The organism is Winslowiella iniecta (assembly GCF_001267535.1).
In the GTDB taxonomy this organism is placed as follows: Bacteria; Pseudomonadota; Gammaproteobacteria; order Enterobacterales; family Enterobacteriaceae; genus Erwinia; species Erwinia iniecta.
The window spans coordinates 54,348-78,423 of record NZ_JRXE01000028.1 but is presented as its reverse complement, the minus strand read 5'-3'; the positions used below and the strand labels follow the sequence as shown (position 1 = coordinate 78,423).

At 49.4% G+C, this 24,076-nt stretch carries 24 protein-coding genes and 1 pseudogene; all 25 read right to left on the bottom strand.

All coding sequences use genetic code 11. The annotated features are described in order from the left end of the window. Positions 1–119: NusA N-terminal domain-containing protein (locus NG42_RS23615; protein ID WP_156324272.1), on the bottom strand; the 119-nt coding region annotated here is incomplete at its 3' end. Further along, on the bottom strand, positions 82–480 hold the full coding sequence (locus NG42_RS17890) for a DcrB-related protein (RefSeq protein ID WP_052901638.1): 399 nt from the start codon (positions 478–480) through the stop codon (positions 82–84). The genes NG42_RS17890 and NG42_RS23615, both read right to left, overlap by 38 nt. 657 nt (positions 481–1,137) lie before the next feature. Beyond that, positions 1,138–1,647 carry a hypothetical protein gene (locus tag NG42_RS22495; RefSeq protein WP_156322265.1) on the bottom strand — a complete coding sequence of 170 codons (510 nt, stop codon included), beginning with the start codon at positions 1,645–1,647 and terminating at the stop codon, positions 1,138–1,140. After that, positions 1,628–2,005 carry a hypothetical protein gene (locus tag NG42_RS22735; protein WP_156322264.1) on the bottom strand — a complete coding sequence of 126 codons (378 nt, stop codon included), beginning with the start codon at positions 2,003–2,005 and terminating at the stop codon, positions 1,628–1,630. The genes NG42_RS22495 and NG42_RS22735 overlap by 20 nt, the downstream gene beginning before the upstream one ends. A 273-nt stretch (positions 2,006–2,278) precedes the next feature. Beyond that, positions 2,279–2,593, bottom strand: coding sequence for a hypothetical protein (locus NG42_RS17880; RefSeq protein WP_052901636.1), 315 nt, complete (start codon positions 2,591–2,593; stop codon positions 2,279–2,281). A gap of 14 nt (positions 2,594–2,607) precedes the next feature. Further along, on the bottom strand, positions 2,608–2,994 hold the full coding sequence (locus NG42_RS17875) for a hypothetical protein (protein ID WP_053116019.1): 387 nt from the start codon (positions 2,992–2,994) through the stop codon (positions 2,608–2,610). Between the two features lie 12 nt (positions 2,995–3,006). After that, positions 3,007–5,490 (bottom strand): type VI secretion system tip protein TssI/VgrG, encoded by a 2,484-nt coding sequence (tssI, locus tag NG42_RS17870; protein ID WP_052901634.1) that lies wholly within the window; start codon positions 5,488–5,490, stop codon positions 3,007–3,009. 54 nt (positions 5,491–5,544) lie between these two features. Then, entirely contained in the window at positions 5,545–6,969 is a 1,425-nt protein-coding gene (locus NG42_RS17865; protein WP_052901632.1) for a serine/threonine protein kinase, read from the bottom strand. A gap of 29 nt (positions 6,970–6,998) precedes the next feature. Then, complete coding sequence (gene tssH, locus NG42_RS17860) at positions 6,999–9,608, bottom strand: type VI secretion system ATPase TssH (RefSeq protein WP_052901630.1); 2,610 nt, start codon at positions 9,606–9,608, stop codon at positions 6,999–7,001. 79 nt (positions 9,609–9,687) lie between these two features. Further along, positions 9,688–10,731 carry a type VI secretion system baseplate subunit TssG gene (gene tssG, locus NG42_RS17855; protein WP_052901628.1) on the bottom strand — a complete coding sequence of 348 codons (1,044 nt, stop codon included), beginning with the start codon at positions 10,729–10,731 and terminating at the stop codon, positions 9,688–9,690. Continuing rightward, the gene (gene tssF / locus NG42_RS17850) at positions 10,728–12,596 is read right to left on the bottom strand and encodes a type VI secretion system baseplate subunit TssF (RefSeq protein ID WP_052901626.1); all 1,869 of its coding nucleotides are present in this window, start codon (positions 12,594–12,596) and stop codon (positions 10,728–10,730) included. Before tssF ends, tssG begins: the two co-directional genes overlap by 4 nt. 2 nt (positions 12,597–12,598) lie before the next feature. Beyond that, a complete protein-coding gene (gene tssE, locus NG42_RS17845; protein ID WP_420911318.1) occupies positions 12,599–13,135 on the bottom strand; it encodes a type VI secretion system baseplate subunit TssE in 537 nt (178 codons plus the stop codon). A 69-nt stretch (positions 13,136–13,204) separates the two neighbouring features. Next, entirely contained in the window at positions 13,205–14,173 is a 969-nt protein-coding gene (locus NG42_RS17840; RefSeq protein WP_052901622.1) for a hypothetical protein, read from the bottom strand. A 13-nt stretch (positions 14,174–14,186) separates the two neighbouring features. Beyond that, entirely contained in the window at positions 14,187–14,981 is a 795-nt protein-coding gene (locus NG42_RS17835) for a PP2C family protein-serine/threonine phosphatase (protein ID WP_052901654.1), read from the bottom strand. Then, positions 14,981–16,627, bottom strand: a complete 1,647-nt coding sequence (gene tagH / locus NG42_RS17830; RefSeq protein WP_052901620.1) for a type VI secretion system-associated FHA domain protein TagH — start codon at positions 16,625–16,627, stop codon at positions 14,981–14,983. Before tagH ends, NG42_RS17835 begins: the two co-directional genes overlap by 1 nt. Before the next feature lie 125 nt (positions 16,628–16,752). Next, positions 16,753–17,121 (bottom strand): hypothetical protein, encoded by a 369-nt coding sequence (locus tag NG42_RS17825; RefSeq protein WP_052901618.1) that lies wholly within the window; start codon positions 17,119–17,121, stop codon positions 16,753–16,755. Positions 17,122–17,264: 143 nt separating this feature from the next. Further along, positions 17,265–17,561, bottom strand: a pseudogene (locus NG42_RS23610) (T6SS amidase immunity protein Tai4 family protein). Positions 17,562–17,588: 27 nt separating this feature from the next. Beyond that, on the bottom strand, positions 17,589–18,332 hold the full coding sequence (locus NG42_RS17820) for a hypothetical protein (protein WP_156322218.1): 744 nt from the start codon (positions 18,330–18,332) through the stop codon (positions 17,589–17,591). 18 nt (positions 18,333–18,350) lie between these two features. Further along, the gene (locus NG42_RS22205) at positions 18,351–18,794 is read right to left on the bottom strand and encodes a DUF5675 family protein (protein WP_072133278.1); all 444 of its coding nucleotides are present in this window, start codon (positions 18,792–18,794) and stop codon (positions 18,351–18,353) included. 17 nt (positions 18,795–18,811) lie between these two features. After that, a complete protein-coding gene (locus NG42_RS17815; RefSeq protein ID WP_052901614.1) occupies positions 18,812–19,180 on the bottom strand; it encodes a T6SS amidase immunity protein Tai4 family protein in 369 nt (122 codons plus the stop codon). A 56-nt stretch (positions 19,181–19,236) separates the two neighbouring features. Continuing rightward, entirely contained in the window at positions 19,237–19,707 is a 471-nt protein-coding gene (locus NG42_RS17810) for an Hcp family type VI secretion system effector (RefSeq protein WP_052901612.1), read from the bottom strand. 516 nt (positions 19,708–20,223) lie between these two features. Further along, complete coding sequence (gene tssC, locus NG42_RS17805; RefSeq protein ID WP_156322217.1) at positions 20,224–21,717, bottom strand: type VI secretion system contractile sheath large subunit; 1,494 nt, start codon at positions 21,715–21,717, stop codon at positions 20,224–20,226. A 3-nt stretch (positions 21,718–21,720) separates the two neighbouring features. Next, on the bottom strand, positions 21,721–22,257 hold the full coding sequence (tssB, locus tag NG42_RS17800) for a type VI secretion system contractile sheath small subunit (protein WP_052901608.1): 537 nt from the start codon (positions 22,255–22,257) through the stop codon (positions 21,721–21,723). Between the two features lie 60 nt (positions 22,258–22,317). Then, positions 22,318–23,334 (bottom strand): type VI secretion system protein TssA, encoded by a 1,017-nt coding sequence (gene tssA, locus NG42_RS17795; protein WP_052901606.1) that lies wholly within the window; start codon positions 23,332–23,334, stop codon positions 22,318–22,320. A 20-nt stretch (positions 23,335–23,354) separates the two neighbouring features. Next, the gene (gene tagF / locus NG42_RS17790) at positions 23,355–24,065 is read right to left on the bottom strand and encodes a type VI secretion system-associated protein TagF (protein ID WP_052901604.1); all 711 of its coding nucleotides are present in this window, start codon (positions 24,063–24,065) and stop codon (positions 23,355–23,357) included. Positions 24,066–24,076: the final 11 nt, after the last annotated feature.

The following is a 24,076-nucleotide window of genomic DNA, read 5'->3' as shown; positions in this document are numbered from 1 at the left end:
CTAACGCGAACATCGATCTCTTGTTCGTATTTTTTCTTGGTTGCAGTGGCCAGCGCGCTCTCCAGCGCTTCGAAAATTTTCTCATTCCCAGTGCTGTAAATCTTGCTCGCTAAACGCATGCTGCGACGAATAAGTCACTACCAGCAAAACGGCACTATCAGGCACTTGTACTGCCAGCTGCCGTTGAAACAGATACTGCCCGTGATGTTCAAATTCACTGGCCACTTCTATCGCGCGTATCTGCCGCAATGGGCCTGCGCTGACACGTTCGAAAGCAGACTGTTTAACCTTTCCCATTTGTTCACGCAGGGTGGACCACTGCTGATTAAACGCCTGCTCAAAGTCACAGTCTGGCGGAATGGGGCCACGGCTGATAATGATAGAAATATCATCCTGATCGTTGCGCAGTATATTTAAGCTATTATCCAGCCAACTCTTTTCACCAACAGAGAAAGTTCCTTCCTGAATATGATATTCCATTATGATTGGCTCATTTTTAATAAAGTTAGATTAGGCCAGGTGGCAGGTATTGAATTTGGGATTAAAATGAATACTTTTATAGATGTTCAATTTAGAAGTGAACGAAAAAATTGTAATACTCATGCGTAGTCTCAGACAATTTTTTCGGTTTGAAATCGATATTATCAAATCTGGCTCCCCATTCTTTCAATTCAATTCATTTGGGATATCCGTTTGATTGGAATCATTACTGGCATACCTGATTACCGTATTTTTAGGCGTGAGCCAAGCAGCTTAGATACGCCCATCTGAGTTGATTATCAATGCTATTGCATTATACAGATAAAGTTCCTGCCCCCCTTCTACGAAAAAGCCTACACCAGCAGTTTTATGAGGGACGGCATTAACATTAAAATTTCCTATAAAATCCTGATAATCATATTTAAGTAATGACTTCAACTCTTGTTAAAATTTAATACTGGATAAAAATGATGATATCTGTTCAATTTTATCATATTTTTCAATAACAATACCTTTATCTGAAAAAGTATAAAAACTCACTATCATTTAAATAACGAATAAAACCCCATTTGACTTCCTTAATATCACCTCCTTGATTGTTTAAATTCCTTCTCCTTTTTCGTTCAAAACAATATATCATCAAAAAATTAAAGTGAATTATTTTCTGATTACAACTCTCGCAAGGCAATCAGGATTTTTTTCTGCGAAGCTGAAACCGAGCCTTACACCATGACTATCATTTTTAGTAGCATATGTGGTCACGTCATTCAGAGAGTGCCCTCCTGGATAATCAACAATTTCTAAATGAGAAAATTTATCTTTAATATCGTTGAGAGTAATACACCGACCAGAAATATCGAAAGACAATATAGATGGAAAGTGTAGTTCATTCCCGTTCGCTCGCAGATCTATGCTTCCAATATTTATATTTTCTGATAATTTCACCCCTTCAGCTCTATAAAAAATGGTGAATTCATTATAATACTCAAGATTTACTTTCACCCCAGTTATTTCACTAAATTTATCGACTGGCATTATGAATTCCTTTCTTAACAATTCTAAAAACGACCATATATTATTATCCATTGAATTACCTCTTACATTACCCATTGAGAAAAAAACAAACATAAATATAAATATATTTTTTCTATTTAATATTTCTATCATACCAACCTCCATAATAATCCTCATAGGGTTCATGTGTATTTGAAGTCTTTTCTCCTTTCCCATATACTCTACCAATAGCCTCTTCTGCTTCTTTCATTGCGATTTCCTTCGTATTCCATTGATCATAAATTTGATTATAAGCAGCAATATTTTTTGAACTACCAGCAACCCCTATATCAGGCCCTCCGTTAGCAATGATTTCTCTTTGCACTACGATATTCTTTAATGTCGCAGCTCCCTCATCTCTTAACATACTATTAATAAACGCATCACGTGATGATGTATCAACCGGTCTTTTATAAAGCGCATGTCCTGTTTCATGTGCCAGTGATACTAATATTTTTTCAGGAGAATGCATATTATTAATGTCTATTGTTATTACTTTATTGAATCTATCCGCTGTAGTCCCTCCCCCAGCAGCACCTTTTTTTTATAACCCACTGATTTTTATAAATTGTTTCAAGAGCTCTAACTAAGGTAGGGGATTTTTTATAAGCTTTTGTGTCTCTTCATCAAAAGTAAAGTTCGATGAGTCATGATTAGGCGTATCTATAATTAAACGTGGCTTATTAATTACTGATGTGCTGGAAAGAGGCTGGATAACCCCCTCCTTCTCCGGCAAAAACTTCTCCTAAACCGCCTGCAAAATAAGTGCACGATGCCTATCCCCGGGCGCACTGGTAGCCGGGATCCCGCCCTCCGTATTTAGCGTTAAGGCACCACCACTGGTGGTAATCAGCCCATCCCCCTCAACAAAAATATTGAACCCCGTGCCCACCAGATTAATTTTTCCCGCGGCGGTTAATTCAATCGCACTTTTGCCGCATTCCAGCCTCAGTACGGTACCGGCTGCCAGCACATGCCCGTCAACCACTGCGTCGAGCTTACTGCTAACGGTCAGCAGCTCCCTGGCACCTTTTACCGCCTGCCTCTGATTCTCTGCCACCCCAATTGAGAAACTTATCTTTTCAGCTTATGAAAAGTGCCATCAACTGAACCTGCATCTGTAGATAATGAAAAGTCTTTTTTATTCATTTTAAATCTAAAAAGATGCACTGATGTATCCGAATCTCCACCACAAATTGCATACCTTTTATTTTCTCTGACATCAACGATAAAAAAATCAGCGTCAGCACTATCACTAAACTCATAAGCCAGGCACTGATCTCTCAGTTTTGAAAGATTGTTTTTCCTTATGGCCTGATAAACTGCCAGTACGGCTTTATCCTCATTACTCTGCGTAGAAAATTGATTATCTTTCTTAACTTCTGCTACTGAGGCCAGAGATATATCCGGAATTAGCATGCAGAAAAAAATAAGTAGATATTTTATAGATATATTTTTCACAATCACTCCTTTTTAATCTCTGTCAAAATTAGAAAGATGTTGAGCTGATATGATATTTTTTAAGCTTTTGGCATAATTCGGATCAGTTGCGTATCCAGCTTTAGCTATTTCATCCACAAATGCTGCGGGGTCGTCTTTGAAAGAAAACGCATTTTTATAACGCGGATTATTGACTAAAAACCGCCCATGATCATCTGCCGCCTCAGCAAAGCTCTCATATGAACGAAAACTATCAGTAATTGAAATTCTCTTTCCATCAATAACCTCTGATGTTTTGAAATCTGCTGTATTGCCGGCGGGTGATTTACCTTTAATACCGAACCACGCATTATTTTTTACATGTGCCCCCCATCCTGTTTCCTGAGCAGCTTGGGCCAATGTCACAGAAACGGGTACTCCCCAATCAGACTGAACTTTCTTTGCAGCTATCAAATTATCCTCAATGAATTTTTGTACATGAGCGGGACGGTTTTTAACGGGAGCTTTCTTCTTACTATTATCATTGGTTTTTTTGATTGCATTCATCATGGTCACTCCCTGCTCCCCAATCCCTTTCCCCTGACTCTTCCCCTCCTTCTCCGGCAAAAACTTCTCCTCAACCGCCTGCAAAATAAGTGCACGATGCCCATCCCCGGGCGCACTGGTAGCCGGGATCCCGCCCTCCGTATTTAGCGTTAAGGCACCACCACTGGTGGTAATCAGCCCATCCCCCTCAACAAAAATATTGAACCCCGTGCCCACCAGATTAATTTTTCCCGCGGCGGTTAATTCAATCGCACTTTTGCCGCATTCCAGCCTCAGTACAGTACCGGCTGCCAGCACATGCCCGTCAACCACTGCGTCGAGCTTACTGCTGCCGGTCAGCAGCTCCCTGGCACCTTTTACCGCCTGCATCTGATTCTCTGCCACCCGCCGCTGTTCACTGGCTCCGACAAAGTGAGTGTGATTGCTGCCGATATGCTGACTGGCATTGTGCTTAATATGCGTATCCATATTGCGCTCGGCCTGAATCCATACCTGTTCTGCCCCGGCTTTATCTTCAAAACGCAGCGCATTGGCATTATCCGGCGTGCCATCTTTTGAGCGGCTGATAAATCCCATCTGCGTTGCCGCCGCCGGTAGCGACCACGGCGGCATGCTGGCCTCGTTATATACCCGGCCGATCACCAGCGGGCGATCGGGATCGCCATTGATAAAGTCGATCACGACTTCATCATTCACCCGCGGGATCTGCACGCCGCCAAAGCCTTGTCCGGCCCAGGCGCTGGAAACCCGCACCCAGCAAGAACTGCTGTCATCACCTTTCGCCAGTCGATCCCAGTGAAATTTGACCTTGATGCGGCCATATTTATCCGTCCAGATCGACTCGCCTCGCGGCCCAACCACTTTCGCCGTTTGAGGCCCGCAGGTTTTAGGCCACGGAGTTTTTGGCGCGGCGCGAAACGGGCAATCGACCGGGATAACGATAAAATCTATCTGCTTTTCACTCTGATCATCGCTGCCGCTGGCATAGCGGTTTTCCGCAAATTGATACTCCGCCTTAATCGTCAGATATTCCCCGTTATCACTTAGCCAGGGCGCATTGTGCAGTAAGAAAGTGTGGCCCGGCGCAATACCCAGCGCCGTACCGCTACCGCTGATTTTTTGATGTGCAGCCTGCCAGACTTGCTGGCGAATGCGGGCATAGTTTTCGCCATGCTGATGTTCGACATAATGTCCCGGCCAGTCATAAACGTCGATTTCACCTGGCGACGGCGATACCGGATTCTGACGCGCCTTAAACAGCATCGCGTTGGGCTGGCGAAAATCATAGTCATCCAGACTGTAAATCCCCGGCGTGACATGATCCTCAAGCGCCCACCGACTGACACCTTCTTCACTGGTCACGCCGCCGGAAGCAGTAACGTGATAGGGAATCGTTTCATAACCGGGAAAAGGCTGATGCTGACTTACCGTATCCATCAGCACCATCACATGTTGATCCTGCTGATGGCGGAAAAAGTAGTAAATGCCCTCCAGTTCCATCAGACGGCTGATAAAATCAAAACTGCTTTCCTGATACTGAACGCAATATTCCCACAGCCGATAGCGGCCGCTCAGTTTGTCCTCTGTCGTCACGTTGTATTGGTGCAGCAAACTTTTGATAATCTGCGGCACCGTCTGGTTCTGGAAAATGCGCAGATTCCTGTCCCGCTTCATCGGCCAGAGATCCGGCTCCATCGTCAGTGAATAAACCGCATAGCGCGTACCGTTCAGCTCCTCACTGTGGACTTTTACCCGCGTGATTTTGCCATTCAGATAGCGGGTCGCCAGCAGGCCCTGAACTGGGATCGATAAGGTAATCGGCTGACCCAGCAGCGCGCGGCGTTCAATGCGCGCATCGGTGCTGAGCAGGGTAACCTGTAAAGTAAAAGCCTCCGAAAGCGCCTCTTCTCCTTCAAGCTTCCAGAAAAGCAGGCCATCCATTGGCAGTGTTGCTGTAATCCTTTCTGACATAGCGATTCCCTAAATAAGCATACTTAACATGACCTTAAACGATGGCAGGCCGCTTCAGAGTTGTGGACTGAGTAGCCAGGTTCCTTCGCGATCAATATTGATTTTTTGTTCGCGCTTCTGGCCCTGATTAGTAATGCTGAACTGATATTCACCCGCAGGCAGTTGCAAGCGGGCAAAACCGTTGGCAGCAGGCACCAGAGCTTGCTGGCTGCCGTCGAGCCATACTTCATCACCGGCGACTAATTTGATATACACCTGTGCAATCGGGGCTGGCGGCTCTGGCTCTTTCTCTGCTTCAGGCGGCGCGGCCTCCTCTTCAGCGATGACCGCAGGAATTTTTACTGCGTCACTGTTTTCACCGGCGGTCTGTGATGCCTGCAAAGGCGGCTGACTGTTGCTACTGCCGCGGATAACACTGCCCAATATCCCCCCTACCAGCACAGCTGTGGCAATCATTGTCGGCACCCACAAACGACGCGGCAAAACCGATGGCGGTTTATCTTGCTGCACAGGTTCGGCCACCGTTACCGGCAATAACGGCGACCCGGCCGCTTTCTCCTGAGATATCCTGGACACCTCCTCAAGCGGTTGTGCCATCAATGCCGCCATCTGCTCGGTACTCTGTGGCCGTTCTTCCGGCTTTAACGCCAGCGCACAATCAATCGCGTGCAGCATCGGCAGTGAATAACCCGCCGGACGCCGCTCCGCCAGTGGCTGGTAGCTATCCTCAATGCTGCGAACCACGCTCACTGGCGGTGGCGATCCGGTAATTAAAGTGTGCAGCACCGCGCCAAGCGCATAGATATCGGTCCATGGTCCCTGCTCGCTCTCATTGTTATCGCTGTACTGTTCGATTGGCGCGAAACCCGGCTTCAGCATGGTTTCGGTTTCATCCGAGAGGTTACTGATGGTTTTACGCGCCGAACCAAAATCGAGTAACACCGGCGTCATATCTTCCTGAATCTGAATATTATCCAGCGAAATATCGCGGTGCAGATAACCCGCCTGATGAATAATGTTGATGGCACCAAACAGCGGTGAGAGCAGGCTACGAATCCAGTTTTCATCAATTAATTCAGGATGTTCAGCCTGCATCAGGGAAAGCGTGGTGCCACTGTAATATTGTGTCCCCATATAAGCCGTGTCGTTCTGCACCCAAAACCGCAGCACATGCAACAGGTTCGGATGATTAAACTGCGCCAGCAGTCGCGCTTCCTGGATAAAGCTGTTCAGCCCGGCCTGGAACGTTTTGCTGAAACGATCGCTACGCAATACCAGCTTCATCTCGTCATTGCGCACCGCCAGCGAGGCTGGCATAAACTCCTTGATAGCAATGTTGCGTTTTAGCTGATGATCCCAGGCGCGATAGACAATGCCGAAGCCTCCACCGCCAATCACTTGCTGAATTTCAAACTCATTAAAACGGTAGCCAACCGGTAACGCATGCGGGACTACTCGGGTGTTATCTTGTTGCGACATAATGGATAACTCTCTGATAGCGAATCGCTTTAAACCTGAAACTGACAGCAAAACTCGTCGTGTTCTAAGCCAATATGCAAACGACGAAATGACTCATCGCGGGCGCAGGCAGACAGCAGCAGTTGGCTGATTTGCGGTAACAGGGTATTGGTAAGAATGGCGTCAACCGTGCGGCCACCCGATTCTACTTCGGTGCAACGCTGGACAATCCGGGCGATTACATCGTCATTGACTTGTGAGCTGATGCCATGATTTTCTTGTAAACGCTGCTGAATACGCCGCAGTTGCAGCGTGACGATGGTGGCCATTACCGCATCGTTTAACGGGTAGTAAGGCACGACCAGTAAGCGGCCCAGCAAGGCGGCCGGGAAGACTTCCAGCAGCGGCGTGCGCAGCGCGGCGCTGAGTGTGTCAGGTGCCGGAATGGCCTGCTGGTCGGCACACAGGGTGCTGATTAAGCGGCTGCCGGTATTCGAGGTTAAGATAATAATGGTGTTGCGAAAGTCGATATGACGCCCTTCGCCGTCCTCCATCCAGCCTTTATCAAACACCTGGAAAAAGATTTCATGAACGTCCGGATGCGCTTTTTCAATCTCATCCAGCAATAACACGCTGTAAGGCCGACGACGCACCGCTTCAGTTAACACACCGCCCTCGCCATAGCCGATATAGCCGGGTGGTGCGCCTTTCAGCGTTGAAACGCTGTGCGCCTCCTGGAATTCACTCATATTGATGGTGATCAGGTTCTGTTCGCCGCCATACAGCGACTCGGCCAGCGCCAGCGCAGTTTCGGTTTTCCCCACGCCAGAAGGACCACACAACAGAAACACGCCGACCGGCTTGTGCGGATCGTCGAGGCGCGCGCGCGACGTTCGCACCCGCTTTGCTATCAGCTCCAGTGCATGACGCTGACCGACTACCCGCTGGCTGAGCGTATCGGTAAGATTCAGCACCGCTTCGATCTCATTTTTCACCATACGGCCCAGCGGAATACCGGTCCAGTCAGCGACCACGGCAGCCACCACACTGGCATCTACTGCGGCAAAAAGCAGCGGTGTGTCACCCTGCACTTCACGCATTTGCCGTTGTAAATCAGCCAGTTGCTGATGATGTATTGCGCTTTCAGTCATCTCTTTCTGCTGCAACTGCCCGCGCAACGCAATCAGCTTGTCGATCAGCTCGCGCTCCTGCTGCCAGCGCGTAGTTAATTGCTGACACTCAGCATTGAGCGCACTGAGATCGGCATCAAGCGTAGCCAGACGCGAATGATCGCCAAGCGCCACTCTCGCTTCGCGCTCAGCTATCTGTCGCTCAATTTGCAATGCGGCAATTCGATGAAGGCAATCCTCAAGCGGCGCGGGTCGGACTGCCTGACCAATGGCCACGCGAGCACAGGCGGTATCCAGCAGCGCCACGGCTTTATCCGGTAACTGGCGGGCGGGGATATAGCGGTGGGATAATCTGACCGCGGCCTGAACCGCTTCATCCAGCAACAGTATGCGGTGGTGTTTTTCCAGCGCCGCCACCGTGCTGCGCAGCATTAACACCGCCGTACTTTCGTCCGGTTCCTTCACCTGTACCGTCTGAAAGCGACGCGTCAATGCCGGGTCTTTCTCGATATATTTCTTGTACTCTGCCCAGGTGGTGGCACCAATGGTTCGCAACTGCCCCCGCGCCAACGCCGGTTTTAATAAATTAGCCGCATCGCCAGTACCTTGCTGCCCACCCGCCCCCACCAGAGTATGAATTTCATCGATAAATAAGATTACCGGCAGCGGACTGGCCTGAACCTCACCGATTAACGCCTGCAAGCGTGACTCAAATTCGCCTTTCACCCCGGCTCCGGCCTGCAACCGTCCGATATCCAGCAACCAGAGCTGCACCTGCTGCAAGGGTTCCGGTACTTCACCGGCGGCAATGCGCAGCGCCAGTCCTTCAACCACCGCTGTTTTACCCACACCCGCTTCGCCGGTGAGTAACGGGTTGTTCTGGCGACGACGTAACAGAATATCGATCAGTTGCCGAATCTCGTCATCACGCCCGACCACCGCATCCATCTCACCCTGATGCGCGCGTGCGGTCAGATTCTGTCCATACTGTGCCAGCGTTCCCTCGCCTGCTGACGCCGACAGCCGCCCGCTATCCGCGCATGCGGCAATTGCCGTCGGATGAGCATCAGGAAAAATCTTCGTAAACTGTTCAAGTAATGCTTCGACGCCAATCGCACTGAACTGTGATGAGATCCCCTTCAATACGTTGGCAAGATTGAAGGTTTTCAGAATGCCGATCAGTAAATGACCGACGCCAATCTCAGCCGCAGCAAATTTCAGCGAGGCATAAACCCAGGCACGCTCAACAGCACTGTCGATATGTTCGGAGAGATCAGAAACCGCACTTGCGCCTCTGGGCAAACGATCCAACGCCGCGACGATATCGCGCATCAGGGCTTCTTCATCCAGTGAAAAATGGCGGATAAGTCGTTGGAGGTCGCCGTCATGCTGCATAAGCTGATGCAGCCAGTGAACGATCTCAACGTAAGGGTTACCCCGCAATTTACAGAACGCGGTGGCGCTCTCCAGCGAGGTCAATAACCGCTTATCCAGTTTACCGAAAAGTACGGCACGGCTGATTTCTGACATAGTATGTCCCGATAGAAGAGTGAGGAGGAAAGAGGGAAAGTGAAATACCGAACTGGGGTTTGCTGGCTTACTGGCACGGTCAGTCGACCAAGGTTTTTTGTTCCTCCGGATTAAAAATAAAATCTCCGCGTGGCCGCGTTTTGTCAGTCAGCCCCAGCCAGCTGTCAAAGCCGACACGCGTCTGCCCACCCAGCGTTACGCCGTGCACCGCATCCGCCGCAAGGATCAGGCGCACCTCCCAGACAAATTCAATACCGAGATACTGCCGGACCCAGGCGCATAACTGCTGTGCTCCGCGTTGATCCGGCAGAAAGTGGCGATAAGCCGCCAGCGATAGCGGCCCTAACTCAATGCAGAACTTATGCTGTGCATCGCGGGTAGCGATACCAAGAAAGGTGGATTGCCCTAAGCGAGGTGCCTTACGCCCCGCCACCAGGCGGGTGCGCTCGCGGCGATCAACCGGCTGCCAGTGTGGCACGTTCTCCACCAGCTGTACCGGGATGCGGAAGTAGTGACGCAATATTCTCACCATTCCCTGTGCATTGCGCCCATGACGGCTGAGATGCCCTGCCAGCGCATAGCGGGCATGCGCATTCAGAGCGCCAGCCTTGAGCTGTGCGGGTTGTCCCATTCCCGTCAGGCTGGCGAGATACTGTTCGAAGTGATGAAGATCCTGCCGATCGAGCGAAACGGTAGGTTGCGCATCTGCCCAGGCGCGATAGAACAGCAGCGCCAGACGGTGGTGAAACAGATCGACAAAGGAAGCAAAGCCACGATCCTTATGATGATCGCTACGCTCACGGGCATATTCCGTCAGATGCAAAGGCAACGGACCATTTGGGCCAAACAGACCAAAGCTGTAAATCGACACCTCGTGCAGCGGCGAGTCTTTACGCGGTTTCACGCAGGCCAGGGTTGATGGTGCAAATGCCAGTGAAGGCTGCTGACCAATACGCAAGGGTTCGTGGTGTGGAAGCGGCGCACGCCCAAGCGGATAGCGCTCACCCGCCAGGGCATCAATCCGGCGCAGCAGTTGAAACAGATCGTAACGCCAGGGCGCGGCCATCAACGGTGACCAGAAGTCCTCAGATAAGCGTTGGGTGTGATCCACTTGCTGAATCATATTAATGACCTCTTACCGAGGCGTGGCGGCCAGTAGCCCACTTCACCACGCTGCTGGCTGGTCAGCGTCAATTCCGTAAAGCTGTTTATTGCCACCAGCCGCGAAAAGACGCGCTCCAGCACACTCCCCAGCAACCACGGACTGGAGCCGGAAAAGGCCTGATCATCAACGTTCAGTTCAATAGCAATGCCGCGCGCCGATACCATTGGCCCCGGTTGCGGCACGCGTCGGTGAACAGCCTGTAGCTGACAGTGGCGAATACCGTCGATTTGCCGGGCTACCGCGGCTTCAGCAAGATTGGCATACAGCCCCAGCAACTGACGTAATGCCGCCGCGCCCTGCCCGTCATCGCCATCCATCAGGCTAAGATAATTCATCTGTAAATGACTGATTAAACGCCAGCTAATCTCGCCTTCGGCTAAAGCCGGCCGGGGTGATGTCGGCCCTTTACACAGGCTTAGCTGGCAAATCGGCACTGAATCAGACATCCCAAAATTGCCCTGATCCTGTTGCAGAAACAGCAACGGCAAATCACGACTGGTACAGGTTACTTCCGCTGTCAGGTAGCGCAGATCCTGGTGCCACGGTGAATGATGCGTATCAACCAATGAGAGAAATACTTCGGAGCCGAGATAACCGGTGCGCGTGCCATAGCGCCCGGCGTTTTCCGATAAGGTGCGCGGCTCACGGCGCAGCGAAAAATAAGCACCATAATCACCCTCGTCCTGACTAAAGGTGTGCCAGAACGGGCGAAAAACGTGTTCTTCACGCTGGGCATTGCTGCTGGCAATTAACTTCTGTACCGAAAAAATCTCATAGTCCAGCGGGCGAATATTATCGACCACCAGATGATATTCGTTGAGGCTGTCGCTGATTTTTTGCCGCTCGGTAAGCTTAGGAAACAGGTTAATCACCGGCGTGCAGTGCAGCGCCAGATAACTCGCATCCACTACCCGTTCCAGCGCGATATCACTCTTATCCAGCAGTACAATAATTTCGAATACGCGCAGGCCGTCACTGCACTTCAGCACAGGCTGCAACTGGTTGACGCTGATAAACTGAAAACGCGCCGGAAAAGCAAAATACTCCTGCAACAAGCGGTAGCCATCGAAATTACGTAAATCATCCGGCAACAAGGCCTGATCAGCGGCAAAACCTTCATGCACTAACGCCTCATCATCCAGTATGATGCGCTGGCCGCCACTGGTCTGGCAAAACAGCCCCACCCGGTGCTGCATAATCAGCTCAAGTAATTGCTGCGCCTGAATATCCGGGCCGCTCAGAAAGAACATCAGATGGTCGAAACTGAGGTGACTCAGCATCACGTTATCGAAACATTCAATCTGAATACGCAATGCACTGACCGCGCCACGCTGGTTTAATCCCAGCTGAGCGAGCGGAATATCCGCCGGCACCCCGCCCAGCTCAACGTTTTTGATGCGCAGCGGCTGCAATATCACCTCATGAGCCGTAGTGTAGTTACAGGTTACCCCCTCTTTTTTTAGCGTCAGACTCTCCATCATGCTGCCGCGCGGTACGCGAAAACCGTTGCTGAGGTCGCCTTTACGACCGTCGGGATGCAGTTGTGCAATCGCCATTGAAGGGGTAGGTGCGAGATAATTGGGGGCGATCATTTCCAGCAGAGACTGGGTAAAGCGCGGGAACTGCGCATCCATTTTGAGCTGCACCCGCGAAGTCAGAAAGGCAAAACCTTCCATTAAACGTTCGACATACGGGTCAGCGACGTCAATACCCTGCATACCCAGTCTGCCCGCCACTTTGGGGTAGCGTTCGGCAAACTCAGCACCCATTTCACGCAAATAGGCCAGTTCACGGTTGTAATAGTCGAGCAGTTTCCTTTCCATAGTTAACCCACTTCCTGTAGCTCAAAATGACCGTTTTCCAGATCGACCTCACTACGAAACAGAAACTCAAGCGGGTACGGCACACACCAGAGTCGGCCACGGATTTCAATCGCGAGCTGATTATGCAGTTCAGAAGATTTATGGCTGGAGAGGCAATCGACCTGCAATCCCTGCGGTATAATTCTTGGCTCAAAATGCAGGATGGCGGCAGTGATTTTGCGTTGTAAATCCGGCCATTGAATATCACTCATCCGCTTGCCCGCCAGCGGCGCGATGCCAAAGTTAAAAGTGGAACGCTGAATGTGGCTGTAAGGCTGCAAATCGAGCTGGCTCTCACTGTTGACCGCGTTAAACAGCCACTGCAAATCACGCAGCACGTTGCGGCGCAGCTCACTGTGGGTAATCAGCCGGTTGCCGGGCAACTCATGCGGCTTATCGGGCTGATCATCGGTAAGACGGTCCAGCAACGACGGTTGCATAGTGTCGCGCGCACTCAGCGGCTGCTTTTTATTGCGCGCCTGAAAACCCGCATACAGCATCTCGCTGCCGCTCAGTGGTTTACGTCCGTTGAAAAGATTACTCATCCTGAGTCTCTCTGCTGCCAAAAGTTATTTGATGGTGCGCCAGGCTCCGTCCGTCGGATCCTTAAGCTGGGGCTGCAAGGCTTCAACCAGCACCAGGGTTATCGTTGTTTCACCCGCAATATATGGCGACCAGACTTTTCGCACGTCATCCAGCAGCGCTTGCAGACGCTCTTCATCTTTTGCCTCGGCAGAAGCCAGCTGAACAGCAACAGTGCCATCTGCCTGCCAGCCGCTGAGCTGGCTGATATAAGGTAAAATCATCCAGCTATCAGGGGATTCACTGTTATGCAGCACCATTCGTTGATTATTGACGGTGGTAATGGTCAGGGTGTCGTCGGCCGCGCTGTTGTTCAATCCCAGCACCTGAAAACCTTGCAGGAAAAGTACATTGAGATTTTTGGCCGTACCCTGCTCAATTTGCGTTACCTGGCTTTGACCACTCAGCCAGCCATCACTGCCACATTGCGCGCCCTGTTTCGCAGGCACAAACAGGGCACTGGCCAGGCTGTTTTCGCCCCAATAGCCGCGAAAATGACATCCTTCAATTAAACTGAATTGCAGCCACGGCGTGGTATCCGCAGCAACAGCCGGCACCGCCTCCGTGGGTTGAATAAGCGGCGGCGCACCGGCTTCGCCGGGAGAGGCTTCAACACGCATTCCCCAGTTTTCCGCTTTCGCAGCACTTCCCTGCGCCAGCTTTTTGCCATCGCCGTCATTCATCTGCCATTTCAGTTGAGCCAGAGCGGGACACTGTTTTTCCAGCAGGCTGCCGACCCGCGGCAGAAAATCATTCAGCACTGTCGACTGCTCAGCGCCGGTCGCGACAATACGCACTGGCAGTTCCGCAGCACACCAGCTTGCCGGGCTGTTATCTTTCAGATCGTCAATCCACACCTCCAGCTTCAGTGAGGGGGAATAGACCACGCGATAGTCCTGTGCACTGACGCTGAAAGCGGCCAGCAACGTTAACATCACCGGGAAACAGAATTTCATAGCTTTCCTTAGCTCAATCACGAATGGGAATAAACTGTGCTGCCTCTGACAGCGAGTGCAACAACGTGGTGTCTTGCGGTGAGCCTATCCAGACGGCAACGGCGCTGTAGTTGTCCTGTTTAGCGTCGGTGCGTTCATCCGTTTTCTTAACGATTTGATGCATTAACGTCAGCCACTCCTGCGGGGTATTCACCATATGTAGCGACTGCTGCATATGCTGCCGGGAAACCTCATGCCAGAAGCCATCGGTACACAGTAAGAAAACATCACCATCTTCAATCGGCACCACATCGCTGTAGCTTGCATCGCGCTCCTCATCGCCCATACCCAAAGCGAAATAGAGCAAATTACTGTTGATGCCATCGGTCTGATGCCCGGCATCCTTCATCTGCTGCACCAGGCTATGATCGAGAGTGGTATGGATAAGATAGCCGCGGCGAAACAGATATAATCGGCTGTCGCCCGCATGTGCCCAGTAAGCCAGCTGATAGTCACGATCGATAAATAAACTGACCATAGTGGTGCCCATACGGCCATACTGCGGATGCGCTTTTTGTTGCTGCCGTATCGCGTGATTAGCATCCGTCACATACTGACGGATATGCTGTGCATCAAGGTGCTGCTGGCCGTCAAAGCCGTCAAGCAGGGTGTTGCGCGCCAGCTTTGCTGCAACGTCACCACCGGGAAAACCCGCCACGCCGTCACACACCACAAAGCATGCCGAGCGTTCACCCACAATTTCACCCGTCTGATCCTGATTTGTTTCGCGATCGCCCTGATTCGACATTGAAGCAAAGGTGATATTCATCATTTATCCAATCGATTCTGAGAGTCTTTAAACTGGTTAACTTCCATGTCGTAGGCATGTAAGAAGGCCTCACCAAACAGCGTGTGGAAGTCATCTTCGATTTCACCGGCAATTTGCTGGTAGCGTTTGCTGTACTGTTCCCATAACGTCGCTTTCCGGCTGCGCGGGAACGACAGGCGCGACGTCACCCCATCGTTGCGCGCTTCCTGTTCCAGCTGCTCAGGATTAAAGGATTGCAACATGGATGCGATGATCGCGCGGATCCCGGCGATCATGCCAAGCTGATGCGCTTGCAGATCAACCAGCGCATCACGCACCGACTGGGTCGGCGGCATAAAGCCCGGCATCCGACTGCCGAACATCTGCATCAACACCGTTTTGCCGGATGGCAACAGCTTGAAAGGATTATTCGCTTCGTCGAGGATCACCGTCATTTCTGCCTTGACGCCGCGTTTGAGAATCGAGCGGGAAGAGAGCAGTGCCACCGTACCCTGTGAAAACATACTCAACATTTGCCCGAGCTGCTCCATATTATGGGGTTCAAAGCGCGGCGTTGGCTGCATATCGTTTAACCCCATCCCATTGATTAAGGCCTGCAATAATTCTCCCTGCAAGGCTTCATTGCTGTCTGGTACTGACGACTGATGCGCAACATTGTCGGCTACCGGATCGATGCGCAGGCGTCCTTTTGGCGGTGGCGTATGGGTTCGCGCGACCGCCTGCGGTGTGGGTAAAGTAATACCGTCATACTGCTGGTCGCTCTGAGGCTGCATGGCAGCAGATGGCGCGGTGGTTAACGGCGGAGACTTTGGCGAATCCGCCGCATCGCCACTTAGCACCGGCTCCGCCATCATTAATCCCAGCGGATCCTGGCTAAGCTGCGCGGTTGAATGATCTGCACCAAACAGTGCCAGTGGATCCTGCTCATCCTGAGAGGTACTGAGCGGTCGGCTGACAACCGCTCCGGCAGGATGTTGCAGCAAAGTACTGGGCGTGTGATCCGCAAATAAACTGTCCGTCTGGAACAACTTATCGTCACTGAAAAGCTCCTCAGGTAAGCGCTGACGCTGTTCCGGCATCAGTGACGGGCTCTGGTCTGCCAGCAACGACAGCGGGTCAACAGGATTACGCTCGGCGTTTACAGGTTCAGTGAACGGATTAACCGCCCCCTGCGGCTGTGCGGCTGTTGGGCTGGAAAAGTTGCCTGCGGTTGAGAACTCCTGCACCAGATCGTCCCAGATCTCACCGGGAACAGGCGCGGATGCGGTATTTAGCGCAGGCGTCGGGGGGGGGATTTCTGGCCTGTCCGGCGCAGCGGCGGCGCCATCCACCTGTAAATCGTTTACCTGCAAACGATAATCATCAATACCGATGATATCGCCATCCTGTAAATCGACCTGCCGACCACGTTCCAGGGGAATATCGTTCAGCATGACACGTGTGACATTGCCACGGTTAGTAATACGACAATCACCTTCAGCCGTGATATGAACAATGGCCTGCAAGCGGGATATCGTGCGCTCATCATCGGGCAGTACCAGATTATTGTCGATTCCGCGGCCAATCGTGCCACCAGGCGGCAGAAAATCACAACGGCTCTGCGGCGGCTGATGACCATTTTTGGTGGTTATAATCGTAAATCGCATAACGTTTTCCTGCGGTTAAGGTGTTCTCCGTTCCGGCCATAACCCGCAACTTCCAGTTAAGCGCCGTCTTATCAGAAACTATTAGCGGAGTGACTTAAATAAGTTATGCCGCAGACAGTTAGTCGCTATTTCATGACCCCGGAATCTTCTGCCACTAATTTATTTTGGTTTAATACCGTCAGATACCAGTAATTAATACTGGAAATATCAGGAGATAAACGATAAATATATTCCCCATGATTGAACTGGTAGCCAAAAACATTATCATCGCCTGATAATTTTATCGTACGCCCATTCAAATCGAGCAAGCCGCCATTCGTCAGACTCACCGAATGAAATCTGACATTTTCGCAATCCTCCGCAGTAATATCACATTGCGACTCAATCTCGATAGTAAAATGACGCCCGTTAAAGGTTGTGATAGTTTCCGCCAGACTAGTAAAGGACGACAGAAACAGCATAGTGAAAAGGTTAACTTTCAATAAATATTTCATTTTAATCCCTTAAGTTTTAATAATTATCCTTAGTTCAATTCTGTAATACTCTGTTAATGAATTATTTACCCTGGTGAAAAAACCGTAATGATTATTTACTCGTCCTGTTTATCTTTATACTCCATGATTAACTTGTCCAGTTCCTAGCTATAAAGAAATTCGATGCATTTTGCCAATATCATCGGCTGCCCTGACTGGCTGGCATAATGCTAAGCCAAAAATTTTTGTCCCAGTTCTCTGACTGCAGTATGTGCAGAAAGAGAGTGCTCGCCGAATTCAAGATAGCCTCTATAGCCCTGAGCAATACAGGTACTGAATGCATAGTTTTTTATATATTGCTGAGCTGAGTAATGGATTTTTGCTTGTGAGGAAAGTGAAGCCGTTGTAATAATAAATAGAGAACAAATAACTTTAATAAAAATCTTATCAGGATAACTCATATAACCACAGCACCCACAGAAAGAGGGCTAATTAATCGGAACAATATCCTTTTTATTAATATAGCCCCTTATCCTGCCAGCCAGCCCGGGGGAATGCGCATCATAATTCGCGGCATAAATCCAGTTTTCATTGATAGTTTTAATTTTACTAATCGGAGTATTAACAGGAATAACCTCACCATTTTCAGCCTGTTCTGAAGGTGCTAGTTTAAAATGGCGCAGACTGTTTCCAGGGCGTACGGTATAGGTCATTATATAAGGATAGCGCTCACATCCGGCGGTTGACTCGAGCTCATCAATATTAATAACCTTATGCCACTTCGGAGTAAAATTAACGGATTGAGCATCATGGTATTTATGATCACACTCCACATAGGTTCTTAAATCCTTCACCGTCAAAACACCATACTGTTCTATATGGCCCTCCCGGTACTTCAGGAAATCATCAGGTAACTTTAAAAAAAATCTTTTAATATATGAAACAACATCAAACCCTGCTGATTTATGCTTCCCATTATCAATATTTATTACTTTCCATTGTTTTTTATTTTTTTCATAAATAAAGAATCGAATATTTATTTCTGGGTTATTTTTTTTACCATCATCACTCCAGACAGGTAGCCAATAAGCTTGTAATACTCCCTGATACGATAACAGCGCCGCTCGCTCCTTATTAACATTTTTTGCTATCGAAGTTGACGAATCTCTTTCAGTTGCAAAGCAGGAAAATGCAACCACCATTAATATAGCTGCCAGATTTATTTTCAGCATTTATTTCACTTATAATATTTAATTGCAATCTGAATAGCATGATTTGATAGAAAGTCTAAACTTTTCTATCCCTTCACTCTGCAGAAGAGTTTTCAGTTCTTGTAACTTTACAACGCTGCCTCCTACAAAATCCACGCCTCTTGATCCTCCTATAAGTAAACAACCATCTGTATTTACCGGATAATTGCCATTATGTATTAGAATGAATCTCGATATAGAAACATTTTCATTATAGATTAATGGTACAGGGTTGAAAGGTCTAACAGATCTGATGTTACTATTATGCCATTTGAGCCTGTAAAATCCTTCAGGTATCCTTAGCCTTAAGTTAACTTCCGTGGTATCAGGCCCAGGCCTTTCCAGAATAAACCCTGATATATTACTGCTTGGCATTTCATATCTACTTATGGTCGAATCTTTTGTTTGTGATATTCTTTTTATGTTAATTATTTTATCTGCCATATTAAATCATTATAGCTTCAAATATCATGTTTTTCGAAAAGAGAAGTGGCTTCATGACTACTTGCAAGCAAAGTACACTTAAGCACGTTATAATCACTCTTAACAGAACCATCGAAATTCAACTTCAAATATTTCTCAACCAAGCCATCGCCTTCATTAAATGCATCAGTAGGTAATTTACTAAATTCCAGCCAGACTGCTGCGCTTTTAAAAGCATCATCCATCATTTTACTTTCTGGCTCAATTTTACCAATACAGCGATTCAGCAACCAGTTATTGAAAATAGATTTCTGTGAAAAATCATCAGGAGAAAGAGGTACCACAGAAATAGCCTGTAACGGGACAGTAAATGCAAAAATAATAATCCATTTTATTACAATATCCATAGCGACGCAATTTCGGGGATAATAAGTAAACCTCCCCCTACGAGGAGGTTTATATGTTACATCTCTCTGTTCCCTTTAATATCCCACCCCATACTGGTTTCTGCACCGCGGCCACCAGAGCTGGTTTGTTCCCAATACTGCTGCCTTACCCTGGCAGCCTGGAAACTATAGGTAATGCCAAGAGTATCGTTTTTGGTCGCTCCGCTATAATCTACTGAGGTGACCAGCACATCCTCCAGCGTGATCTTTGCATATTCAACCTGTTCTCCTCCGGCTTTACACAGCGAGAGTTCGACGTTTTTGACCCGTTTTCCCGTAGAGCAGAATTTCAGTAACGCCGTTACAGATTTATCAATTAACGTTGTAATATGCAGATCGGTGAAATTGACTTTTCCCGCAGCATCACCTGAACTACCCTGTTGTGATGCCCCCCAGGAAAAAGAACTAATATCTGTCCAGCCGATATGATTGGCATCTTTCGATTCACCTGTCACACCGTCAACTTTTATAAACATATCAATAGGCATAATTATCTACTCTTAGGTTAATTTTGCTTTTTACCCTTACAGCTGAAATTGCAATGTTGCCCACTGTGCTTTCAGTTAATGGGTATAGATAAAGCACTGATATGGCATGCAGAAAATCATGGGGATAAAATAAAACGTTCCATGTTTTACCTTTGCCGCGCTTCTGAATATCGCTGCTACATGTGATTATTCAGAGGGTTTGACCATCATGACAGGGTCAAGTTAGTTACTGAGCATGGTCCTTATACCTGGTGCTAAAAGGATTATCGTAGATAACCTCTTTAGATAACTCATCCAGTTCTGGACTATGATAAATCCTCAGGCAATTCATCATATATCCGCCTGGTATGACTCCTGAATCATTATAAAAATGATTCCTTTTCATTTTAAAAGAGTTAATAAATACATTTATTCTGGCATTCAGGATCTTCGATATCTGCCAACGAAGAAGAAAATGACACAACGACAAGAATTCAGGCAGATAGAATGTTCAGTCTGACTGTCACATTATTATTCTCACCCCTTATCACCCGACTTAAGCGATGGTAATTTTGAAACCAGCCGCAAAGATACCGTTAATCCTTCCAGCTGATAATGCGGGCGCAAAAAGAATTTTGCTGAATAATAGCCTGGCGTGTCCTCACTCTCTTCCACCACCACTTCTGCTGCAGCCAGCGGTTTACGCGCTTTAGTCTCCTGTGAGGAGTTTAGCGGATCGCCATCAACATAATTCATCACCCAGTTATTCAACCAACGCTGCATTTCATCGCGCTCACGAAAAGAGCCGATTTTGTCGCGGACAATACATTTCAGGTAGTGGGCAAAACGGCAGCAGGCGAACAGATAGGGTAAACGTACTGCGAGACGGGCGTTGGCGGTAGCATCGTTATCGTGATATTCGGCTGGTTTTTGCAGTGACTGCGCTCCTATAAAGGCGGCGAAGTCAGAGTTTTTGCGGTGGACCAGCGGCATAAATCCGTTTTTCGCCAGTTCTGCTTCACGGCGATCGCTGATGGCGATTTCCGTCGGGCATTTTAAATCGACTCCGCCGTCATCGCCCGGAAAGGTATGGGCTGGCAGACTCTCTACAGCGCCACCGGACTCCACTCCGCGAATCGATGTGCACCAACCGTACTGTTTAAATGAACGATTAATATTGGCCGCCATGGCATAGGCCGCATTGCTCCAGGTGTAATTGCTGTGATCAGCCCCGTCGCACTGTTCTTCAAAATTAAAACTATCGACCGGATTAGTGCGAATGCCGTAGGGCAGGCGCGAAAGAAAACGCGGCATGACCAGGCCAAGATAACGGGCATCCTCAGATTCGCGCAGGCTGCGCCAGGCGGCATACTCCGTATTCTGAAAGATTTTGCTCAGATCGCGTGGATTCGCCAGCTCCTGCCAGGACTCCATCTGCATAATTCCTGCCGCCGTGCCGCTGATAAACGGGCAGTGAGAAGCCGCACCGATGCGTGCCATTTCGCCGAGTAACTCCACGTCCTGCGGGCTGTGATCAAAATAGTAATCTCCCACCAGGCAGCCAAATGGCTCGCCGCCGAACTGACCATACTCCTCTTCATAAACCTTTTTAAAAATCGGGCTTTGATCCCAGCTGACACCTTTATATCGCTTTAGCGTGCGCCCCAGCTCCCGTTTGCAGATGCTGATAAAGCGCACTTTAAGCATTTCATCGCTCTCGGTATTATTCACCAGATAACTCAGGCCGCGCCATGCCCCTTCCAGCTGTCGGAAATCCGGATGATGAATAATCTGATTCACCTGCTGAGACAGTTTTTGATCTATTTCGGCAATTAACGCCTGTATAGTTCGATAAGCATCAGTGGATAGCGTAAGGCTGTGCTCAAGCGCTTGCTGAGCGAGAGTCTTAACTGCGCTTTCGACTGCCGCACGTGCCTGATCGCTTTTCGGTCGAAACTCTTTGTTCAGCAAGGCGCTAAATTCATCTTCGCTAAACTGCTGCGGAGATAGTTCTGGCTGTAGTTGATTCATCAGTTAACCCTCCTCGTCCGGACTATTGGCGGCTTTTTCTGCCGACTGCGGTAAAAAGCTCAGCGACTTCAATAACCCAGGATCTTGCAGAATATTGGCGATCAGCTGCTCGGCACCATTTTTGCCATCCATATAGGTGAGCAGATTTGACAGCTGGGTGCGGGCCTCAAGCATCTGATTCAGCGGCGCAACATTGCGTGCCACCGCATCCGGCGAAAAATCATTCAGGCTGTTGAAAGTCAGATCGATATTCAGTCCACCCTCTCCGGTGAGCGTATTTTCGGTGCGAAACGTCACCCGCGGTCCGAGCGCTTTCATACGATCGTCAAAATTATCGACATCAATATCCACAAACTTGCGTTGGTCGATTTCCGGTTGATTCTCACCTGACTTACCGACTAAATCCGCCATTACGCCCATTACAAAAGGCAACTGGACTTTGCGATCGGCACCATAAACTTCCACGTCATACTCAATCTGAACGCGTGGCGCACGATTTTGGGCGATAAACTTCTGCCCGCCAGCTTTGTTGTTATGCATAGTTAGCTCCATCTGTTATGCGATACAGGAAAGAAATAGGCGACTGAATACCCGGGGTATTCAGTTGGCACGACGGCCAAAAATATTCTCAAGCTGATTAACGCCATCGGGTGCCAGCTCGCGCACCATATCCATAAAATCGAGTCCGATGACCCGCTGAACACGCTCGATCATTAGCGGGGCGGGATGGCCTGGCTCGTATTCGGCAAAGTACTGTTTAACCTTTTCCAGCATCATCAGCGCATCGCTACGTGACTGAGGACCGGTGACGCGGTATCCGTGCTTATCGGGTTGTGGCAGTTGAACCTCAGCAGCAACCTGCTTTATGTCATCGGCAGCGCGGGCGGGCGGAATCATGACGGAAAGATCGGTAATCCGGCAGGCTTGCTCCACCGTGCTGATGGTTTTAATTAGCTGAACCATTGTCGGGGCGCTCGCTTCACCAAACTGTTCAGTCAGTATTTCCCGAATTGTTTGCAAGCACTCACTTATATTTTTCACTGCATTTATATTGGGATGTTCACTGCGGGAAAGTTCATCCATCAATCGCACGCGGCCACCGGGATAATCAGGAAAGTCACTTTTACTGCCTTCAAGCAGCGCACAGGCATCACGCAAAGTGATTTCATCGGCCACTGAACGCAACAGCGAAGCCTGCCGCACTGCGAGGGTCAGTGCCGATTTATCACTCAAGCCTGCCAGGACGTTAATGCGATAGTGAGGACTCACTTCCCCACCCTCTTCCAGAGCCGGATAAAGCGATTGCCAGTAACGTTGTAGTGACTGCGTAATTAATTGCAGCCCCCTGGCATAACCGTTCAGTCCTTTCAGATGTGTCCACGCCCGCGTGAGCGCCAGCATCGCACGCAGATCTTTGCTCCGTAGCAGTACCCCGGATGCCAGCGCCTCCACTTTATTCCAGTCGGCAGGCTCGGCTGGAATCAGGGTATCGCCAAACTGCTGTTCAGCTTTGCCGGTACAGGCAAGTTCCATGGCGATAAAATCGGCGTCATATTCGAGATTTTCTCCACAGGGTCGCTCGGGGCTAACCGGCGCTAATAATGCGTCGAGTTCCATATCGATTCCTTTCTTCAGGCTTATTCGAACATTGGTGGATAGAGGCCATGGCGTCCAGGTCGGGTACCACCAGCAGGATCGAACAGCATCGAAAAAAGCTGTCCGGTCAGATTGCCGCTATGAACATGGGTATAAAGCGGGAAACCGTCAGTCTGATTACTCCACCAGAAACTGGTGTAGTGCTGCGGGTCAAAGCAGTCAGAAACCTGCTTCCAGCTCAGGGTGCTGAGATTGTCGCCATAACCCAGCACATCAAAAATAGCCGAACGTCGCTCCGCTGCCGGATCCGGTGGCGCAGGAATGGCCAGCAGAGTCTGATCGAGTTGCTCGGCGGAGTAACAATGGTTCACGGCATGCTTCAGAGCGCAACCCAACTGCTGATACCATTCACCCGCCATTGACAGCATCTGTGGTGACCACTGGGTTGAGGTAAAGGTACGCTGCGCGCAAACCGGGTAGTGGCGACCAACACTGTCGCAGGCTGGCAGCAGGCATCCCATCTGTATCAGCTGGCTATCCAGCATCGGCGGCACGACAAAATTCCATACCGGTGCATGGCTAAAATGACGCCCGCTCGCCTGCCGCTCCCCGGCATTTTTTTGCCAGTTCACCAGTCCCACCTGAAACCAGTGGGTCCATTGGTTGATCAACGCGTCAGGAAAGCGTCGCTGCAAAAAGTCTCCGGCACTGGGTAATTTTCCGTACCAGCCAATCGCAGTGGAATCACTCATTATCATTTCCT